The sequence below is a fragment of the Alcaligenes sp. PF14 genome (genome assembly GCF_037150615.1).
In the GTDB taxonomy this organism is placed as follows: Bacteria; Pseudomonadota; Gammaproteobacteria; order Burkholderiales; family Burkholderiaceae_B; genus Alcaligenes; species Alcaligenes phenolicus.
On the sequence record NZ_JBAGRS010000002.1, the window covers coordinates 440423 to 461297 of the forward strand.

Here is a 20875-nt window from a genome sequence, read left to right on the forward strand (position 1 = left end):
ATTGGATGGATACATCATTTGGGCGTTGCCGCGTGAAGGGCAGGCTTGGTCAGAGGCATGCCGACATAGTGGAGGCTATTCTGTATTGTGCAGAACGTCGTCGAGATGTTTCAGATGGCGGCGTCGAACTTCTTGTGGATCCTGCTCGGTTGAGAAAGACGCTGTCTGATAGCCGCTACAGCTTTACGCAGATCGAAAAGTTGTTGGCTGAACTGCGAGCAGCGACGATCACAATTGATACCCCACAATTTGATTTTCCGATTATTGGTGGATTGATTGATCATGTTATCCCTTCGCTTATGACGCGTCCAGATCCTCTGAGTGGAGGGATGCGGAATCTATGGCGAGTGCGTCTTGGTGTAGCGCTGGTAATGCTGCTTGAGCATGACCTATGCCTGTATTACGATCCTGCCCCTATCGCTCGCCTGAAGTATGGTATCAGCCAAGCGGTAGCACGACATATCTTGAGTCATAAGGTAGAACCAACAGGCGGTTGGTATTTTGACACTGTTATTGTGGCGGTTGCGGGACAAGTATCAAGTCAAGCTATGCGCGATGCAAGACGAAGGCTTAAGGAAGAAAATCAAAACTTACGGGAAATTGGGATTGTGCTCGACGGTGAACGCATAAAAAAAATGACGTCTACAACGCCCGAAGCGTGGCACAGGCGCCCGATGGCGTGGCACACCCGCCCGGTAGCGTGGCACAGCCGCCCGAAACGTGGCACACCCGCCCGGAGTTAGCAGGATATTCAGGATATTCAGTTATCTGCGCGACATTGCCCGCACTTAAGTGCAGTCAAGCCTTGCCAGTCGGCCTACGACCGTCAGGACACCAAAAGAAAAAAGGACTCACAATACATCGAGTATGGCTTATTTCTGGGGTATTTGTGTGGCTTGCGCGTTTAACAAAGCTCGCTTGATCAAAGCGGAGTTAGGTTTATTGTTAAGTGAAGGTAGATCAGTCATATTTTGAGCCAAAAAAGTCGTACGTGTTCTACATGCAAGACACGGCTATTGAGTCCGTCACGACTCGTCTATTTAGCAAATACATCGCTGGAGTTGAAAAAGCCTTCTTTTTGGTGCCCATTCATTCGAGGATATTGGGAACTTAAGTGTAAATACGATCTTATGCGAATGTATGCGATTTTATGCGATCGAATGGATTGATTAATGCGACGCTACGCGATTATGTGCGATTAAGCGCGACTTAATGCGATCTTATGCGACTTATTGCGATTTGGTGAAAAACAGGCTTTAGACATCGGAGAGTTGCACATAATCGCACTGAATCTGATGGCAAGATGTGTGTTGTGGGCCCACAAGCTGCGCTTGTCGTCCCCCAACACCTGATCGACTCGCTGCAGCTCGACGACACACTTGCTCTGCGAGGCATACGGGTGCTGCCGCCCCAAAGAGGAAAATATGGAAGAAAAAAGAAGTGGAACTTATGGCAAAAGACCAAGAGGGAAGTACATCAAAGTTTTCGTAACGTCAGAGGAAATGTCAGAAATTCAAGAAAAGGCCAAGATGTCAGGCTTATCGAACTCTGCTTTTTTGCGAGCGCTTGCCTTGAATCAGAAAGTACGTTCTGTGTTAGACCTGCACGCTGTAACGGACATGGTGAAAGTGAATGGGGATCTGGGTAGGGTGGCAGGCTTGTTGAAACTCTGGTTGCTGGAAAAGCGTGGTCATGGTGCTTCGGCACATTCTGTTGAAGTATTGATGAATGATTTTCGATTGCTTCAAAAGAAAATGATGGACTTGATGAGCAAGGCCTTAAAGGGCCCGCGTTATTGATGTGGTTGAGAGAGAGTTAAGCCAGGTTATGCGAACTAACTCGAGTGTTTTGGTTGTGTGAATGGTCCGTACATTAGGGACCAAAGCGCGTACATTAGGGGCTGTTTTCCGTACATTAGGGGCTAAAACCCGTACATTGGGGACCAAGGGAGCTTGCAATGCATTGGTTTTAAATGTGTTTTTCGGGTTGTCCACAGATAAAACTATTAAAACTCTTTAAAACTTATAAAACCCCTAGTTGGTAGCTTTTGACCGGGGTAGGGATTTATGGAGAAGGAAGAGGCACCAAAAAGAAAATAGTTTGTTATAAGTAACAGTTAATGCTTGTTCAGCAAACGGTGCTTTTCTGAACAGCTCAAGGAGGTTCATTTTTTGTTCGTGAAAGCCTCCTAAAAGTGTTAATATAGTTGTCAATTTTTCAATGTCTTGGATACGTCCATGAATCAACGTATAGGGTACGCTCGCGTATCGACTGACGATCAGCATCTAGATTTGCAGCGCGACGCGCTTCAGCAGGCCGGATGCGGCGTTATCTACGAAGAAGCGGCCAGTGGCAAGAGTACAGAGCGGCCGGAGCTTGAGCAGTGCCGCAAGGCGCTACGAGCAGGAGATACCCTGGTGGTGTGGCGGCTGGATCGACTCGGTCGCAACCTGCCCGACTTGGTACAGATCGTGACTGATCTTGAGCAGCGTGGTATCGGCTTTGAAAGTTTGACGGAAAAGATCGAAACAGGCAGCGCGGCGGGCAAGCTGACTTTCCATGTGTTCGCAGCGCTGGCCGAATTCGAGCGTAGTTTGATCCGTGAGCGGACGCACGCTGGGTTGGCAGCAGCACGCGCCCGTGGTCGATTAGGTGGTCGCAAGCCCAAGCTAGGGGAGAAGGACATACGAGAAATCAAAGCACTCCTGAAATCACCTGAAATCAAAGTGGCTGATGTGGCGCGACGCTATGGCGTTTCTCGGACAACGCTCTATAAGCACGTAGGTGTAGTCACACCGAATAAGCGAAGCAGCTGATGGTGTATTCAGCTTACCACGCCAAGTACTACGCCCACGAGCTGACGCGGCGACACGTCGCCGATGGCGTAGATCGTCTCTCCCAATCGCTGTTCGATGCCAGCGTAGATCTGAACCCGCATCAGATCGAGGCGGCGCTGTTCGCGCTTCGCAACCCGTTGCAGGAAGGCGTGCTGCTGGCCGACGAGGTGGGGTTGGGCAAAACCATTGAAGCCGCGCTGGTGGTTTGCCAGTACTGGGCCGAGCGCCGTCGTCGGCTACTGGTCATCTGTCCTGCCAGTCTGCGTAAGCAGTGGGCACAGGAGCTGCACGACAAATTTGCCATGCCCACCACCGTGGTGGATGCCGTTTCGATGCGCAAGCAGTCCGCTGGTGACATGCTCGCTACCTTGCAACGGCAGGTTGGGCAAGCGGTCGTGATTATGTCCTACCAGTTTGCCGCCAGGCTAGAGGCCGAGCTGCGCGCCGTGCCCTGGGATATGGTGGTCATCGATGAAGCGCACAAGCTGCGTAATGCGCACCGCACCAGCAACCGCACCGGGCAGGCGCTCAAGCGTGCGCTGCAAGGCCGCAAGAAGCTGTTGCTCACCGCCACACCGCTGCAAAACTCGCTGATGGAGCTGTACGGCCTATCCTCCCTAATTGACGAGCACCTATTTGGCGACGAAACTGCCTTTCGCAAGCAATTCATGAACAGCAGAACCGGGCTTGGCGAACTGCGAGAGCGACTTGCCAGCTTCGCGAAGCGCACGCTGCGCCGTGACGTACTGGAGTACATCAAATACACCGAGCGCAAGGCTCTCACCCAGCCGTTTAACCCGACTGACGACGAGCAGGCGCTGTACGAGCGTATCTCGACATTTCTGCAAAAGGAAAACTCCTACGCTCTACCCAGACAGCAGCGCCATCTCACGGGATTGATCTTACGCAAGCTGCTGGCGTCCAGTGCGCCCGCCGTCGCTGCCACGTTGGTCACCATCCGAGAGCGCTTGCTCGGCTTGCTCACGGCAGAAAAAACGGAAGACGATAGCAGTCAACTGGTCGAACGGCTTATCGAAGAGGACGACTTGGAGCAAGACTATCTGGAAGAGGAAGCCATCCAGGTCGACGAAGACACCGAAACACGCACGGCTGAGCCATCCGAAGACGACAAGGCAGGGACTGCAAAAAATGCTCAGGCCGTCCGCGCAGCCATCACCGCTGAGATCGCGGAACTGACCGCTCTCATCGATGCTGCGCAAGCGCTGCAAGTTGACACCAAGGCGCAGGCACTACTGAAGGCGCTCACTCTGGGCTTCAATAAAATGGCCGAGCTGGGCGCGCCACGCAAAGCCATCATCTTCACTGAGTCCAGGCGCACGCAGGAGTACCTGCACCGCTTTCTTTCCGCCAACGGTCACGCAGGCAAGCTGGTGTTGTTCAGCGGTACCAATAATCATGAAGACTCCACGGCTATTTACCAGCGCTGGCTGGAAGAGCACAAAGGCACAGATAGTGTTACCGGCTCACCGCAAGTGGATCGCCGCACCGCGTTGATCGACCACTTCCGCAAAGACGATGGCACCGGCGCGGAAATCATGATCGCCACCGAGGCGGCAGCCGAAGGCGTCAACTTGCAGTTCTGCGCGCTGATCATCAACTATGACCTGCCGTGGAACCCGCAGCGCGTCGAGCAGCGCATTGGCCGTTGCCACCGCTACGGACAGCGTTTTGACGTGGTGGTCATCAACTTCCTCAACACCCGTAATCAGGCTGACCAGCGCGTGCTGGAATTGCTCACCGAAAAGTTCAACTTGTTTTCTGGCGTGTTTGGTGCAAGCGATGAGGTGCTAGGCCGCATTGAAGGCGGCCTCGACTTCGAGAAGCGCATCCTCCAGATCTACGACACCTGCCGCCAGCCCGATCAGATCGAAGCAGCCTTCAACGCGCTGCAAGAGGAGCTGGAAGAAGTCATCGCTGACCGTATTAAAGACACACAGTCCGAGCTACTGGAGCACTTCGACGAAGACGTTCACGACCGTCTCAAGCTGCGATTGGATGAGGCCGAAGCCCGACTCGACAAGCTGGGTCGTTGGTTTTGGGGTGTTACCCGCTATGCATTGAGCGAGCGGGCACGTTTCGATGAACAGTCCTACGCCTTCTCTCTGAGCACGCCGCCAACTGGAATTGCCTCAGGCCGCTATCAGCTCATTCGCGGTGCGACACAGCCGGACATGCTGGCACACGCCTACCGCCTCAGCCACCCGCTGGGGGAGTGGAGTATTGAAGCCAGCCTTAATGCAGCTACGCCCGTCGCCACCTTGAAGCTCGACTATGGTAAACACGGTGCACGCGTTTCCGTGATCGAGGAACTGCGCGGCAAGTCTGGCTGGCTGACGCTGGTTCGACTAGAAGTGACGGCCTTCGAGACCACCGAGGCACTGTTGTTCTCCGGCGTCATTGACGATGGCCAGATATTGGATCAGGAGACCTGCGAAAAGCTGATGGCCATTCCAGCCGCAGGCAAACCCAAGCCTTTGAAGGCCATCGTGCCCGAGGCACTATTGGCTAACAGCCAGCGTGCGGTCGCCGCCACCATTGCGCAGGTGCTGGAAGCCAACCAGCGCCTTTTCAATGAAGAACGCGACAAGCTGGAGCGCTGGGCTGACGACAAGCTGCTGGCCGCAGAGGAAGCCTTGAAGAACACCAAGGCACGCATCGCCCAGTTGAAACGCGACGCGCGCAAGGCCGCCACCTTGCAGGAGCAGGACGGCATCCAGCGTGAACTGTCAGAGCTGGAACGCAAACAGCGTCGACAAAGACAAGAGATTTTTGATGTTGAGGACGAGATCATCGCCAAGCGCGACGAGCTGATCGCCTCACTGCAGCAGCGCCTGCAAGAAAAAACAAGCAACGAGACCCTGTTCAGCGTGCGCTGGCAGGTGCTCTAACCCGATTCAAGTACCCAAAGATCAGGGCAAGCCATGACTAATAAACAGAACCCCAAATTCCAGGAGCTCGTCGCCAAGCTGCGCGAGATTTTCCAGATCGACCGCCCGGAACTCGACTTCGGCATCTACCGCATCCTCAACGCCCGCGCGGGCGAGATCAACGACTACCTGCAAAACCGGCTGGCCGAGAAGGTACAAGCCGCACTTAGCCAAGGTGGCGCTGCACAGCAAGAGCAGGTGGCGCGCGAACTGAAGGACAAGGAAGCGCAATACCAGGCGGACGGCATCGATCCGGCCACCGTCCCGAAAGTGCAAGAGCTGCGCCAAAAGCTGGCGCAGTACAGCACCGGTGCCAGCGAGCACGAAAACGCCCTGTTCTCGCACCTGCTCACCTTCTTCTCCCGCTACTACAAGGACGGCGATTTCATCAGCCAGCGCCGCTACAAGGGCGACACCTACGCCATTCCCTACGGCGGCGAGGAAGTCATGCTCCACTGGGCCAACAAGGACCAGTACTACACCAAGAGTGGCGAGAACTTCAGCAACTACAGCTTCAAGCTCGAAGACGGCCGCACCGTGCACTTCCGCTTGGTGGCTGCCGATACCGCCAAGGACAACCGCAAGGACAATGACAAGGAACGGCGTTTCGTTCTCGCCGAGCACAAGGTCGTCACCCGTATCGACGATCAAGGCGACGAGTACGAAGAAGAAATTCTGCCCGTGGAAGAAGTGACCACTGCCGACGGCAGCAAGGAACTCATCATCCGCTTCGAATACGCTGCCCAGCCCAAGGGCACCAAGCAGGAAGCGCTGGTGACCAAGGCCGTCGAAGCCATTCTGGGCGATGCGGCGGTCAAGGCCCGCTGGCTGGCCTTGGGTAATCGCGCGCCTACCGAGAAAAACCCGCAGCGCACTCTGCTGGAAAAGCACCTCACCGACTACAGCACCAAGAACACGGCGGATTACTTCATCCACAAGGACTTGGGTGGTTTCCTGCGCCGCGAGCTGGACTTCTACATCAAGAATGAAGTCATGCATCTCGACGATGTGCAGAACGCGGGCGCGTTTGCCGACATCGAGAAGAACCTTCGCATGATCCAGTGCCTGCGCAGCATCGCGCTGGAGCTGATTACTTTCCTAGCCCAGTTGGAGGATTTCCAGAAGAAGCTATGGCTAAAAAAGAAGTTTGTCGTCTCCACCCACTATTGCATCACGTTGGATCGAGTGCCGGAAGATTTGTATTTGGAGATTGCGACCAATGAAAGGCAATGGGCGCGGTGGAAGCAGTTGGGGGTTTGGGATGGCGATGCACCGGGTACGGTGGAGGACTTGAAGGCTGCACCGTATCGGATGGTGGATACCGCGCTATTCACTGATGATTTCAAGCAGCGACTTATGGCTTGCATCGATGATCTCGATAATTGCCTTGGAGGCACCATCGTCAATGCGGACAACTTCCAAGCGCTTGCTCTATTGAGTAATCGGATGGGAGGCACTATTGATTTCGTCTATATCGATCCTCCATATAACGCAACAACGAGTGAAATAGCCTACAAAAATGGCTTCAAGCATGGTTCTTGGATCACGCTTATGGAGAACCGGCTGTCTCGAGCGAAAGCGCTTATGCGCCCCGACGCACCAGTTTGTGTGGCAATCGATGAGAACGAGAGGGAGCATCTGTCCCTGCTGATGAAAGACCTGTTCTCAGACGGCGATACGACGCAGATCAGCGTGATCCACAACCCGCGTGGCATTCAGGGTAGTGGGTTCTCTGTAACAAACGAGTCGGCGATATTTTTCAGGCCTGAAGGGAAGCTGCTAGGAAAGCGCAGTCTTGATGATTCAAAGTCTAAGCCGCTGATGAAGACTGGCGGTGAATCAGAGCGGCACACAGCGAAGAACTGTTTCTATCCAATTTTCGTTAAGAACGGAGCGGTCATCGGGTTCGGAGATGTTCCTGATGACAGTTTTCACCCGAGCAGTGCGTGCACTGAGAGCGACAATGGGGTTCTGGCGGTGTGGCCGATATCATCGACAGATGGATTGGAGCGCAAATGGCGCTACGCAAGACAATCTGTCGAGGCGATTATTGAAAATCTTGAAGTTAAGACGGGAAGAAACGGGCTGCCCTCCATAAACCTAGCCAAGGACAAGGAGTCCTACAGGACAGTCTGGAGCGACGCTGAGTTCAATGCGGCTGAGTATGGGAGCACCTTGCTGAAGAACATCGTTCCCGGCAATGGATTCTCGTTTCCCAAGTCCCTATACACGGTTCGACACGCGATTGTTGCGGCGAATTGCAGATCAAATGGCACAGTTCTGGACTTCTTTGCGGGGTCTGGAACTACCGCGCATGCGGTAATTTCCTTGAATCGAGAAGAAAATCTTGACCTTTCGTATGTAATGGTTGAACAAGGTGATTACTTTGATACTGTCTTGAAACCGCGAATTGAAAAAATCGTCTTTTCCGCTGATTGGTCAGAGGGGAAGGCGACTAGTCCAGAGACTGGCATCTCTCACTGCTTAAGGGTCATCAAGCTCGAAAGCTACGAAGATACCCTTAACAACCTGCAACTGCGCCGCACTTCCGCGCAGAGCGATCTGTTGAGCACGCTGCCGCAGCAGGCCAAGGACGACTACCTGCTGCACTACATGCTGGACGTGGAAAGCCGGGGCTCGCTGCTGTCGGTGGAGGATTTCAGAAAGCCCTTCGATTACACCCTCAACATCGCCGTCGATTCCGCCGGGGCTTACGAGCGCAAGAAGATCGATCTGGTCGAGACCTTCAATTACCTGATCGGCCTGCGGGTAAAGCATATCGATACCCAGCCGCAGCGCGGCTTCGTCACGGTCACCGGAATCCTGCCCAGCAATGAGACCTGCCTCGTACTGTGGCGCGATTGCGATGTGCTGGACTACGAAGGCATCAGCAAGCTCTGCGACAAGCTGACTATCAACCCGGCGGACAACGAGTTTGACGTGGTCTACATCAACGGCGACCACAACATCCCCACCGTGCTGACGCAGACCGCAGAGGAAGGCGGTGCGACCCGCGTGCTCAAGCTGCGCCAGATCGAGCCGGAGTTTCTGGAGCGCATGTTCTCGGTGGAGGATGTCTGATGGCACGTGCAGCAAAACCGAAACCGAAAAAGCGCAGCTTCCATCAGGAACTGGTGCTGAACCGCTGGGTACTGGGGTTCTTTCAGGGCGGCACGCTGGCGGCACTCAAGATGCGCTTGGGCGATGACCGCTTCGAGGGCATCGACGAGGACGGCCAGACCAAGTTCTTCCACGAACTGGTCCGAGGCTTGTTCGATCCTAACAAGGTGCCCGAGGCCGACCTGCTGCGCTACGACCTGAACATCGTCGCCCACTGGCAGGCCATCACCGCCCAGCGCAACAAGCTGGAGGGCTTTGAGCTGCAGATGAAGTATTTCCAGTACCTCTCGCTACTGTTCACCGAGCTGTATCTGGATTGGTACTTTAACCGTCGCCAGGATTTGCTTGATGGCCTGAACAAGGAAATGGCTCGCTACCGCACCGAAGCGGGCGCGGAACCATTCCGGGATTTCGAAGCAGATGATTTAAACAAAATTGCTTTCTGGAATGCCACCGGCAGTGGCAAAACTTTGCTGCTGCACGTCAATATCAAGCAGTACCTGCACTACTTTCAAGCGGGTGCTTCGGGCCATTACCCTGACAAGATTATTTTACTTACGCCCAACGAAGGCTTGAGCCGACAGCATCTGGAAGAGCTGGAGTTATCCGGCTTCGGGTTTTCACAGTTCTTCAACAAGGCGCAGACGCCGCCGCGTGGCACCATTGAAATTATCGACATCAACAAGCTGGGCGATGAGATGGGTGACAAAACTGTCGCCGTGGATGCCTTCGAGGGCAACAACCTGGTGCTGGTGGATGAAGGGCATCGCGGCACGGGCACGGCAGCGGGCGCATGGATGTCGCGGCGCGATGCGCTGGTGCGCGGTGGTTTTGCCTTCGAGTACTCGGCCACCTTCGGGCAGGCGGTGGCGAAGGGGATGATCGTCGAGAAGGCCGAAGAAGAAAGTCTCAAGTCCAAATGGAAGCTGGCTTACCCCGGACAGCGCTTCAACCTTGCTTCCGCCAAATCAGATCCGGCCCTTGCACTAACCGCTGAAGACAAGCGCCGTGCGCGAGTCACTGCGACACGCGAGATTTACGCCAAGTGCATCCTGTTCGATTACTCGTACAAATTTTTCTATGAGGACGGCTACGGCAAAGAGTCGCTGATCCTCAACATGAATGGCGAGGCCTACGAGCAGGCGGATAACGCGCGCAAGTATTTCACCGCCTGCCTGCTGGCCTACTACCAGCAGCTTTGGCTGTGGAGTACGCACCGCGACAAGTTGGCTGATTTCAACATCGAAAAGCCGCTGTGGGTGTTCGTGGGCAACACGGTGTCAGGCGAGGAGTCGGACATCCTGGAAGTGGTGAACTTCCTCGCCGACTTCCTGAACAACGATGCTCAGATCAAGAGCTGGCTGACCGACCTGATTGCCGACAAGGCGCAGATTCTGGACGCCAAGGGCAACAACATCTTCAGCGGGCGCTTCACACCCTTGATGGGCTTCAGCGGTCGTGTGGACGAGCTGTACGCCGACATCCTGTTGCGCGTGTTCAATGCCTCGGCCCGCCAACGTTTGAAGCTGGTCAACATCAAGAGCAGCAAAGGTGAGCTGGCGTTGCGCGTGGGCGATGCCGAGCCCTTCGGCCTTATCAATATCGGCGATGATGCAAAATTCTTCGGTTTAGCGGAGAGCACCGATACCTTCGACAGCGAACGCGACGACTTCGGCGGCGCGCTGTTCGGCACGCTGAACAACAAGGACAGCCGCCTCAACGTGCTGATCGGCTCGCGCAAATTCACGGAAGGCTGGAGTAGTTGGCGCGTATCTACTATGGGCCTACTGAATATGGGACGAGGTGAGGGCTCACAGATCATTCAATTGTTCGGTCGTGGTGTGCGCTTGAAGGGCAAGGGTTTTTCGCTCAAGCGCAGCCTGCCGCACGAGAGGCCCAAAGGCGTGCATCTGGACAAGCTGGAGACACTAAACATATTCGGCGTGCGCGCCAGCTACATGGCTGCGTTCAAAGACTACCTGCGCGAGGAAGGCATCACGCCCAATGACGAAGTGCTGGAGCTGGACTTCCCGACGCGGGCCAACCTTCCCAAGGGCAAGCTCAAGACCTTGGCGTTGAAGGATGGCTACAAGGACAACCAGAAACTTGGGTTCAAGCGCACGCACTTCCCGTGGCTGTATGAGGTTCCCACTCAGTTCCAGGGCAAGATCAAGCCCCCCCACGTGGTGCTCGATCTGTACCCTCGCGTCGAGGCGCTGTCCAGCAAGGACAAGGGCACAGCCCCCACGACGGAAGCCCGCAACAAGGGCAAACTGAACCAGACATTGTTCCCGGCTTTCAACTGGGATCGGGTCTATCTGGCCTTGCAGGATTACAAGCTGCAGCGCAGCTGGAGCAACTTGAGGCTGGAACGGCAGAAGCTGATCGACTTCTGCTCCGGAACGCAAGATTGGTACACGCTGTTCATCCCAGCCACAGAACTGAACGTGACAACCTTCGCCGACATCCGCAAACAAGAAGAAATTCTGTTGCGGTTACTAACCGATTACACCGACCGTTTCTATAACGCTTTGAAGAAAGGCTACGAAGGCCAGTTCTACGACATCACCCACATCGACGAAGACCACGGGTCGATGCTCAAGCTGTACCAGTTCGAGATCGAGAACAGCGATGACGGAGTGGAGTATCAGAAAAAGCTGGAAGTGCTGAAGAAGCTGGTGGCAGACGGAAAGATCGGCGAGGCAAGCAAATGGAACGCGCCGCACATGGTGGCCATAAGCTTCGACCGGCACTTGTACTACCCGCTGCTGGCGTTGGAGGACAAGGATGCTGTGCCGCTGAAGCTGCGTCCGTTGGCGTTTGACGCGCCGAGCGAATGGGAGTTTGTCCGCGATCTGGAGGCGTTCTACAACTCCAGCGAGGGCAAGGAAGTGATAGGCCCGCGCAGCCTGTACCTGTTGCGCAATGCGGATCGGGAAGAGAAAGGTCTGGGCTTTGCGTTGGCGGGTAACTTCTATCCGGACTTCCTGCTGTGGCTGGTAGACGATTCCAGTGGCAAGCAGTGGCTAACCTTTGTCGATCCGAAAGGGTTGCGCAATCTCGACCTGTCACACCCCAAGCTGGGGCTGTACAAGGAGGTGAAGACCCTGGAAGCAACGTTGGCAGCACAGACCAAGGCGGGCGAAGCGCCGTTGGTCTTGAATGCTTTCGTCCTTTCACCGACCAAGTTTTCTGACTTGCTTAATGTTGGCGACCCTACAAAGAAGGCTGAATTGGAAAGCCGCAACGTGTTGTTCATGGAGGATGGTGCTAGTGGCTATTTGAAGAAGCTTTTCTCTGTCCTGACTTGAGCATGGTATTTTTCATGGAACTATACTTTGCATGTTAATTAATATGTTGTTTTTACAGAATAAAAATCTATTATTTATAATCGAGTGGGAGTGATCCCGCGTCTGGCATAGCCAGGCAACTCAAGGCATAGAAAGCAGAAAAGCCCGCGTAATTGCGGGCTTTTTTTGTGCAAAAACCTTACGGAACTATCACTGTGAAAAAACGACCTATCGGCCAATCTAAGCAGCAACCGTTCGGGGCCTCAGCCTTAAGTTGTTGAAACGGGCGGCAGGACGTGCTCCAAGGCGCTATCAGCGTTCGTTTGGCCTCTTTCAAGCTCTTGATCTGTGGTTCCTAGTGGTGCTTTTCTTCACCTGCCAGCCTTTGAACTGGGAGACACGCTACACGGTATTCTTTTTCCTGCGCAGTACCGCCGCTACGATGCCACACCCGCAAGGCGCCGACTCCTCAGTCTTTACGTTGAAGGACTCTGTCAGTCCTGGTCGAACTCATGTGATTTCCCAATCATCGCCGGAGCCAAAAATCACGGGGCTATGACAGGGGTAGGGGAAATCGCTAGCAAGTGCGAGTCACTGCTCGTACCGTTAGAGCGCGTAGCTTAACGATGGTGGCAGGCTGTAAGATCTGATTGGGTATGTGAGTTTCCGTGCGGATAAACAAGGATTGAAATTGAGTTCTGTCAGTAAAGTTCAGATTCGTCAGCTTGGGGCGGCTGATGTGGAGGATTTTCGCGCCATCCGATTGGCAGCCTTGTTGAAGGCGCCGGACATGTTTGGCTCGGTTTACGAGTGCGAGGTCAAGAAGACGACGGAAACGTTCCTTGAGCGGCTTAACGATGTCGTGGCATTTGGTGCCTATGTCGATGGCAAGATCGTGGGGTTGTCGGTTTTTAAACAGGAAGACGGGCCAAAGGATGCGCACAAAGGGCATTTGTCCGGCGTATTCGTGGAGCCTGAGCAACGCTCTCAAGGAATCGCCGGCAGGCTGCTACGGGCTGTAATAGACTATGGCCGCGACCATGTTGAGCAGATTATGTTAACGGTCGTGGAAGGAAATCTGGGTGCTCTCAGGCTTTACGAAAAGCATGGCTTCAGGGGGTACGGCGTTGAGCCACGTGCTTTGAAAAATGGCCCTGAGTATCGTGACGAAATCCTGATGGCCTTAATTTTCAATCGGGAAGAACGGATGATACCTTCCCGGAAAATGCTCCCCCAAGCATCCTTGCAAGACTTCGCTGCAGGCGTAATCAATGCCGTGGCGGCGGATGGTCGTTTTATCGGATTGCTTGCCGGTGGCTCGTCGATCACCGGGAACACGGATGCATATTCTGATCTCGATCTGATCCTTGTTGTGCGTGATGAAGCCTACACCGATGTGCTCGCCAGCATGCGCCAGTTTGCGGATACGCTTGGCAATCTGCTGTACGCCTTCACGGGGGAACACGTGGGAGAGCCTCGGCTCCTGATTTGTCTTTATGGCAAGCCTGTCCTGCACGTTGACCTCAAGTTTGTGATTATTGACGATCTTGATCAGCGGATCGAGAACCCTATTATTCTTTGGGAGTCGGACGAGATTCTGGCAGCGCGTCTTTCACAAGGCTCGGTCAGTTGGCCTAATAAGGACGCAGAATGGTTCGAGGAAAGGTTCTGGGTGTGGGTGCACTACGCGGCGGCCAAGCTCGGGCGTGGCGAGTTATTTGAAGTAATCGATATGCTCGCCTTTTTGCGGGGCCAAGTTCTTGGCCCCCTTGCAATGCGTCGTGTCGGAGCTGATCAGAGGGGCGTACGGCGTATCGAAGCGATTGCCCCAGACTTGGCGACGGCTATGGCAGCGACTGTGGGTAGCCATTCAGTTAAAGCCTGCGGCACGGCGTTGCGCAACGCTATTCGCCTTTATATGGATCTTCGGCAGGATTGTCTGCCTATGAATTGTCATCCGGAGAATGAAGCCGAGGTGCTCGCGTATGTCGAAGGCGTTATTGACCCTGATTGTTGAGAGCGGATGCTTGTGTGAGTGGGTTTTGAACAGTTTGTCGTTATCAGGAATGTGAAAAAAGTACCTTGTTGTTGAGAACGGTGGGTTTTGCAAAGGGGCGCCACCACCAGAGGTAAAGCTGCCTTTTCGGAAGGACATTGCTTTTAATGTGCCATCAGGAATGTGCTACTTGTTTGCATACTGCAGTCCACCCGGCCCAGACCCCCGAGCCAGCTCCATAAACGCCTGCAGATAATCAATTACCGTCTCCGTCTCCCTCATCCCCAGAAAAATCTGCTTGGCGATGCCGTGCTTACCCAACCTCACCGGCACCACATCCAGCTTCTCCGCATACTCTTCCACCAGCCATCGCGGCAGCGCCGCTACGCCACGGCCACTGGCAACCATCTGCATCATGATGTCCGTCGTCTCAATCGTTTTATGCCGTCGGGGGGCGATACCAGCAGGCAGCAGAAACTGGTTGTAGATATCCAGCCGGTCTATGTCCACCGGATAGGAAATCAGTATTTCCCTGTCCAGGTCTTTAGGCTTGGCGTAGTCCACATTCGCCAGGGCATGGGCCTTGTTCACTACCAGCACCTGCTCGTAGTCGAATACGGGCTCGAACTTCAGGCCGGGTTTGTAAAGCGGGTCGGGGGTGACCAACAGATCAATTTCATACCCAAATAGCGCACCGATCCCGCCGAACTGGAATTTCTGCTTCACGTCCACATCCACGTCTGGCCAGGCGCTAAGGTACGGCGAGACGATCTTAAGCAGCCATTGATAGCAGGGGTGGCATTCCATACCGATGCGCAGCGATCCTCGCTCGCCTTGGGCGAACTGGCCCAGGCGTTCTTCTGCCAGATCCAGCTGCGGCAGGACGCGGTTGGCAACAGCCAGTAGATACTGCCCGGCTTGAGTCAGTTGCAGGCTACGGCCTTCGCGACGCCAGATTTCTGTGCCCAGTTGCTGCTCCAGTTTCCGCATGGTGTGGCTAAGGGCAGATTGGGTAACGTGCAGCACGGCAGCGGCGGCGGTCAGGGACCCTTGCTTGTCAACTTGCTGCACAACGGCCAGGTGGATGCGCTCTAACATGATACGTGAATGATATTCATGGGTTGGTGAGATAAGACCATTTTACTTCATTGATGCGGCTTCCTACAATGCAAGTCATTCATTCATCCACTGGCCTTTAGAGAGCAGCACATGACGACGATTCATAATCTTGGCTTTCCGCGCATTGGCGCCAAACGGGAACTGAAGTTCGCCTTGGAGTCTTACTGGAAGAGCGAATCATCGCGTGACGAACTCAAGGCTCTGGGCGCCCAGCTGCGTCAGCGTCATTGGGAAAATCAGGCAGGTCTGGATCTGGTGCCCGTTGGAGATTTTTCTTTTTACGATCAGGTGCTGGATGCCAGCTTCTTGCTGGGCAACTTGCCTGAACGTGTGCAGGACTTTCATGGTGACGAGCTGGATAACTATTTCCGTGTAGCGCGCGGTCGTTCGGCCAAGGGGCTGGAAGATCACAGCGCTTGCTGCGGTGGCGTGGCTGCCGGTGAAATGACCAAATGGTTCGACACCAACTATCACTACATCGTCCCCGAATTTACGGCTGACACCCAGTTCAAGCTTGATGCCTCGCGTTTGTTGGAGCAGCTGGCTGAAGCCAAGGCTCAAGGCGTGAAGGCCAAGCCTGTGATTATTGGCCCCGTGACTTATCTGGCACTGGGCAAGGCCAAGGATGAATCCAACAAGCTGGCTCTGCTGGATCGCTTGTTGCCCGTGTATGTCCAATTGCTGGAGACGCTGGCCAAAGCCGACGTGGAGTGGGTGCAGATTGATGAGCCCATTCTGGTTACCGAGCTGGATGCCGATTGGCAGCAGGCGTTCAAGACCGCTTATCAGCAACTGAAAGCTGCTGGCGTGAAGTTGCTGGTAGCCACTTACTTTGGTCAGTTGCTGGAAAATGCTGCTTTGGCCGCCAGCTTGCCTGTTGCCGGTTTGCATGTGGATGCCATCAATGATCGTGATGGTGTGGATGCACTGCTCAAGCTTTTGGGTGACGACAAGGTCTTGTCCCTGGGCGTGATCAATGGTCGCAATATCTGGAAAACAGATTTGACCGCTGTGCTGGACTGGGTTGAGCCCATCGCCAAGCAACTGGGTGATCGTTTGTGGATTGCTCCTTCCTGCTCGCTGCTGCATGTGCCGGTTGATCTGGACAGCGAAGAAAAGCTGGATGCAGACGTGAAATCCTGGTTGGCCTTTGCTTTGCAAAAGCTGGATGAACTGCGTGTATTGGGTAAAGCCTTGAGCCAAGGTCGTGATGTCGTCAAGGCAGAGCTGGCCGATAACCTGGCCGCTTTGACTGCCCGTCGCAACTCGCCCCGTGTGAATAATCCTGCTGTGAAAGCAGCGGTGGCGCGCATCTCGGCCGAGCTGGGCAAGCGCAAGAGCGTTTACGAACAGCGTGCTTCCAAGCAAGCTGAATTCCTGAAACTGCCCGCATTCCCCACCACCACGATTGGTTCTTTCCCGCAAACGGCAGAAATCCGTCGTGCTCGTAGCGAGTTCAAGGCCGGTCGTCTGGACGAAAACAGCTATCAGGCCGCAATGCGTGCCGAGATTGAGCGCAGCGTGCGTGAGCAGGAAAAACTGGGTCTGGACGTGTTGGTGCACGGCGAAGCCGAGCGTAACGACATGGTCGAGTACTTTGGTGAGCAGCTGGACGGCTACGCATTCAGCCAGTTCGGTTGGGTGCAGTCTTACGGTTCGCGCTGCGTGAAACCACCCATCCTGTTTGGTGACATCAGCCGTCCTCAAGCCATGACGGTGGAATGGATCACCTACGCCCAGTCGCTAACTCAAAAACCCATGAAGGGTATGTTGACCGGCCCCGTGACGATCTTGAACTGGTCCTTTGTGCGTGATGACCAGCCTCGCTCGGCCTCTTGCCTGCAACTGGCGCTGGCCATTCGCGAAGAAGTGCTGGATCTGGAAAAGGCCGGTGTGCATGTGATCCAGATCGACGAAGCTGCCTTGCGTGAAGGCTTGCCACTGCGTAAATCGCAATGGCAGAGCTACCTGGACTGGGCCGTGGAAAGCTTCCGCATCGCCGCCAACGGCGTGGGCGACGAGACGCAAATCCATACACATATGTGTTACTCGGAATTCAACGACATCATTTCCTCCATCGCTGATATGGATGCGGACGTGATCACCATTGAAACCAGCCGCTCGGACATGGAGTTGCTGGAAGCCTTCGAGAACTTCCAGTACCCCAATGAGATCGGCCCCGGCGTGTACGACATTCACTCGCCTAACATTCCGACCGAGCAGCACATTGTGAATTTGATGAAAAAAGCCGCCGAGCGCGTGCCAGCAGAACGTCTGTGGGTGAACCCCGACTGCGGCTTGAAGACACGTCAATGGGCTGAGGTGATTCCCGCTTTAACAAATATGGTGGCCGCAGCGAAAGTTTTGCGGGCAGGTGCCTGATCAGATCATGAGCTGAGTTTGGCGGAAAGTCCCGGCCAAATGCCGGGACTTTTTTGAGGCTGATTCAAACCTGTTTTCTGGCTTCACCAGGAAGAAGAGAGCAAGCAGTGCAGCCCCCCGAAGCAGCTCAGACAATCAGCACAGAGTGTACATAAATAAGATGAATTTATTTTTCAAGACCAATGACTTGGCTCGAAAATAAATTCGAGATTGAAATCAGAAATTAGGGCATACATAAAAATGAATAAAGAATTCGCGTTCAGTATCAAAAGCATCCGTTTTGATGAAAACTACCGTCCAGCCGATAACACACGTATCACCACTAACTTTGCCAATTTGGCCCGTGGTGAAAGCCGTCAGCAAAACCTGCGCAATACTCTGAAGATGATCGACAATCGCTTCAATAGTTTGGCTCATTGGGACAACCCGAATGGGGACCGTTATTCAGTTGAACTGGATATTGTCTCTGTTGATATTGATGTTGAAGGCAATGGTTCTACGTTTCCGACTATCGAAATTCTGAAAACCAGTATCGTTGATCACAAGGAAAACAAGTGTATTGAAGGGATTGTGGGTAACAACTTCTCTTCGTATGTGCGTGACTACGATTTCAGTGTGGTTCTGCTGGAGCACAACAAGAACAAAAACGGTTTCAGCGCCCCGGAAGGCTTTGGTGATTTGCATGGCAAATTGTTCAAGGCTTTTGTGAACTCCACGCTGTATCAGGAAAACTTCAACAAATCCCCCGTGATTTGCCTGAGCGTATCCAGCAGCAAGGTCTACCACCGTACAGGTAATCAGCATCCCGTATTGGGCGTTGAATACCAGCAAAACGAGTTCTCGCCGACCGATGAGTACTTCGCGAAAATGGGTTTGCAGGTTCGTTATTTCATGCCCCCAAATAGCGTGGCGCCTTTGGCCTTTTACTTCCGTGGTGATTTGCTCAGTGACTACACGAATCTGGAATTGATCAGTACCATCAGCACGATGGAGACATTCCAGAAAATCTACCGCCCCGAGATTTACAATGCCAATTCGGCAGCAGGAATGCGCTATCAGCCCAGCCTGAAAAATGCGGATCATTCGGTTACGCAAATTGTCTATGATCGTGAAGAACGTAGCCGTCTGGCGGTTGAGCAGGGCCGGTTTACCGAAGAAAGTTTTATCAAGCCATACAAAGTTATTCTTGATCAATGGGCAGCCAGTTACGCGCTTTGATTCATCAAAAACAACAAGGTTATTTAATTATGAAAAAATTGCTACCCACCTCCACCGCTGGCAGTTTGCCTAAACCCTCCTGGCTTGCTGAACCCGAGAAACTGTGGTCGCCCTGGAGACTGGAAGGTGAGGACCTGGTCGAAGGCAAGAAAGATGCACTGCGCTTGTCCTTGCAAGAACAATTGCACGCCGGTATCGATCTGATTAGCGACGGCGAGCAAACCCGCCAGCACTTTGTCACTACCTTCATCGAACATCTGGAAGGCGTGGACTTTGAAAAGCGTGAGACCGTGCGTATTCGTGACCGTTACGATGCCAGCGTTCCAAGCGTTGTCGGCGCTGTCAATCGCCCCAATTCCGTGTTTGTGGATGATGCCAAGTTCCTGCGCCAGCAAACCTCGCAGCCGATCAAATGGGCGCTGCCTGGCCCCATGACCATGATCGATACGCTGTATGACAACCACTACAAGAGCCGTGAGAAATTGGCATGGGAATTTGCCAAGATCCTGAACCAGGAAGCCAAAGAGCTGGAAGCCGCAGGCGTGGATATCATCCAGTTTGACGAACCTGCTTTCAACGTGTTCTTTGACGAAGTGAATGACTGGGGTATTGCTACGCTGGAACGTGCCATTGAAGGTCTGAAGTGCGAAACCGCCGTGCACATTTGCTACGGTTACGGCATCAAGGCCAACACGGACTGGAAAAAGACCCTGGGTTCGGAATGGCGTCAGTACGAAGAGTCCTTCCCGAAGCTGCAGCAATCCAAGATCGACATCATTTCGCTGGAATGCCAGAACTCCCACGTTCCTATGGATTTGATCGAACTGATCCGTGGCAAGAAAGTGATGGTTGGCGCCATTGACGTGGCCACCAACGTGATTGAAACCGTTGACGACGTGGCCAACACACTGCGCAAGGCGCTGAAGTTTGTAGACGCTGACAAGCTGTACCCTTCCACCAACTGCGGTATGGCACCTTTGCCACGCGCCGTGGCTCGTGGCAAGCTGCACGCCCTGAGCGCCGGTGCTGAAATCGTTCGCAAGGAACTGTCGGCCTGATAGGTTTGATACCTTCGCGCTAGCTAGTTTCAGACTGCCCCCAGCAAACAGTATTGATGGCTTTGCCATCGCTGTTGCTGGGGGCAGTTTTATTGGGGCTGCTGATTGTGTTGCTTTAAATGACAGATGCTCTCAAGCCGCCTGCAATGCCAGTAGGCGAGTATTTTGACACCTCTGCTTAAAGAAATTCTTGTCCACCATAAAGAAATGAACTAGGATTCACTCATGTAATGAATCAAGGTTCACTTCTTTATGGCCTATCGTCAAACTCCTGCCGTTGAAGCTCGTCTGCAAGACAATCGTAGCCGTATCCTGGAAGCCGCTCGTGTTTTGGTCAGTGAAGGTGGCTGGCAGGAAGCCCAGGTGGCCAGTGTGGCGGCTGCGGCGGGTATGGCCACTGGGACGGTTTATCGCTATTTCCCGTCCAAGGCCGAGTTGTTCGCGCAAGTGCTGTCGCAGGTGTCTCAGCGGGAGGTGGATGTACTCACGGACATTGCGCAGGCTGACGGAGCCTCTATGCTGCGCCTGCATGCCGCAGTCTCAACATTCGTAAAACGCGCCATGCGTAATCCTCGTCTGGCGTATGCCTTGATTGCCGAGCCATGCGATAAGGAAATCGACGCGGCTCGTCTGGTGTATCGCGCCGCGATCAGCCAGGTCATTCACTCCATTGTTTCCATGGGGCAAGATGCCCAGGAAATGCGCCAGGATGTGCAGCCCGATATTGCGGCTACCGTCATTGTGGGCGGTTTCATGGAAGGGCTGATTGGCCCGCTTTCTCCTTTAAGCCGTCAGCAGCACGATGGCACCGACAGTTACCAGCGCCAAGTGGCCGCGCTGGCTGACCAGATTGCCCAGATGGCTTGCGCCAGCGTGGCAGTCCTTTCTGCCACGCCTTAGAAAAACA

12 protein-coding genes are annotated in these 20875 nt (G+C 54.1%); 11 read left to right on the top strand and 1 reads right to left on the bottom strand.

From position 1 onward, the window contains the following. Positions 1–5: 5 nt before the first annotated feature. The 7 genes from WFM49_RS06040 to WFM49_RS06070 all read left to right on the top strand — a co-directional run bounded on the left by WFM49_RS06040 (position 6) and on the right by WFM49_RS06070 (position 14212). On the top strand, positions 6–743 hold the full coding sequence (locus tag WFM49_RS06040) for an ABC transporter ATPase (RefSeq protein ID WP_336972278.1): 738 nt from the start codon (positions 6–8) through the stop codon (positions 741–743). Between the two features lie 681 nt (positions 744–1424). Then, positions 1425–1799, top strand: a complete 375-nt coding sequence (locus WFM49_RS06045; protein ID WP_336972280.1) for a plasmid mobilization protein — start codon at positions 1425–1427, stop codon at positions 1797–1799. Positions 1800–2237: 438 nt separating this feature from the next. Next, the gene (locus tag WFM49_RS06050) at positions 2238–2816 is read left to right on the top strand and encodes a recombinase family protein (protein WP_336972282.1); all 579 of its coding nucleotides are present in this window, start codon (positions 2238–2240) and stop codon (positions 2814–2816) included. Next, on the top strand, positions 2816–5746 hold the full coding sequence (locus tag WFM49_RS06055; protein WP_336972284.1) for an SNF2-related protein: 2931 nt from the start codon (positions 2816–2818) through the stop codon (positions 5744–5746). The genes WFM49_RS06050 and WFM49_RS06055 overlap by 1 nt, the downstream gene beginning before the upstream one ends. 33 nt (positions 5747–5779) lie before the next feature. Then, a complete protein-coding gene (locus WFM49_RS06060) occupies positions 5780–8866 on the top strand; it encodes a DNA methyltransferase (protein ID WP_336972286.1) in 3087 nt (1028 codons plus the stop codon). Next, positions 8866–12216 (top strand): DEAD/DEAH box helicase family protein, encoded by a 3351-nt coding sequence (locus tag WFM49_RS06065; protein ID WP_336972288.1) that lies wholly within the window; start codon positions 8866–8868, stop codon positions 12214–12216. The genes WFM49_RS06060 and WFM49_RS06065 overlap by 1 nt, the downstream gene beginning before the upstream one ends. Before the next feature lie 670 nt (positions 12217–12886). After that, a complete protein-coding gene (locus tag WFM49_RS06070) occupies positions 12887–14212 on the top strand; it encodes a GNAT family N-acetyltransferase (RefSeq protein WP_336972290.1) in 1326 nt (441 codons plus the stop codon). Between the two features lie 165 nt (positions 14213–14377). On the opposite strand, the gene WFM49_RS06075 is transcribed toward WFM49_RS06070, so the two are convergent. Continuing rightward, positions 14378–15289: a LysR family transcriptional regulator gene (locus WFM49_RS06075; protein WP_254499377.1), complete on the bottom strand. Its 912-nt coding sequence runs from the start codon at positions 15287–15289 to the stop codon at positions 14378–14380. Between the two features lie 111 nt (positions 15290–15400). Here WFM49_RS06075 and metE point away from each other — a divergent pair, with 111 nt between their 5' ends. From metE to WFM49_RS06095, 4 genes are all read left to right on the top strand, one after another. After that, positions 15401–17692, top strand: a complete 2292-nt coding sequence (gene metE / locus WFM49_RS06080; protein ID WP_336972293.1) for a 5-methyltetrahydropteroyltriglutamate--homocysteine S-methyltransferase — start codon at positions 15401–15403, stop codon at positions 17690–17692. 240 nt (positions 17693–17932) lie between these two features. Beyond that, entirely contained in the window at positions 17933–18910 is a 978-nt protein-coding gene (locus tag WFM49_RS06085) for a DUF1852 domain-containing protein (RefSeq protein WP_336972295.1), read from the top strand. Positions 18911–18939: 29 nt separating this feature from the next. Beyond that, positions 18940–19968 carry a methionine synthase gene (locus WFM49_RS06090; RefSeq protein ID WP_336972297.1) on the top strand — a complete coding sequence of 343 codons (1029 nt, stop codon included), beginning with the start codon at positions 18940–18942 and terminating at the stop codon, positions 19966–19968. A gap of 252 nt (positions 19969–20220) precedes the next feature. Further along, a complete protein-coding gene (locus tag WFM49_RS06095; protein ID WP_035268038.1) occupies positions 20221–20868 on the top strand; it encodes a TetR/AcrR family transcriptional regulator in 648 nt (215 codons plus the stop codon). Positions 20869–20875: the final 7 nt, after the last annotated feature.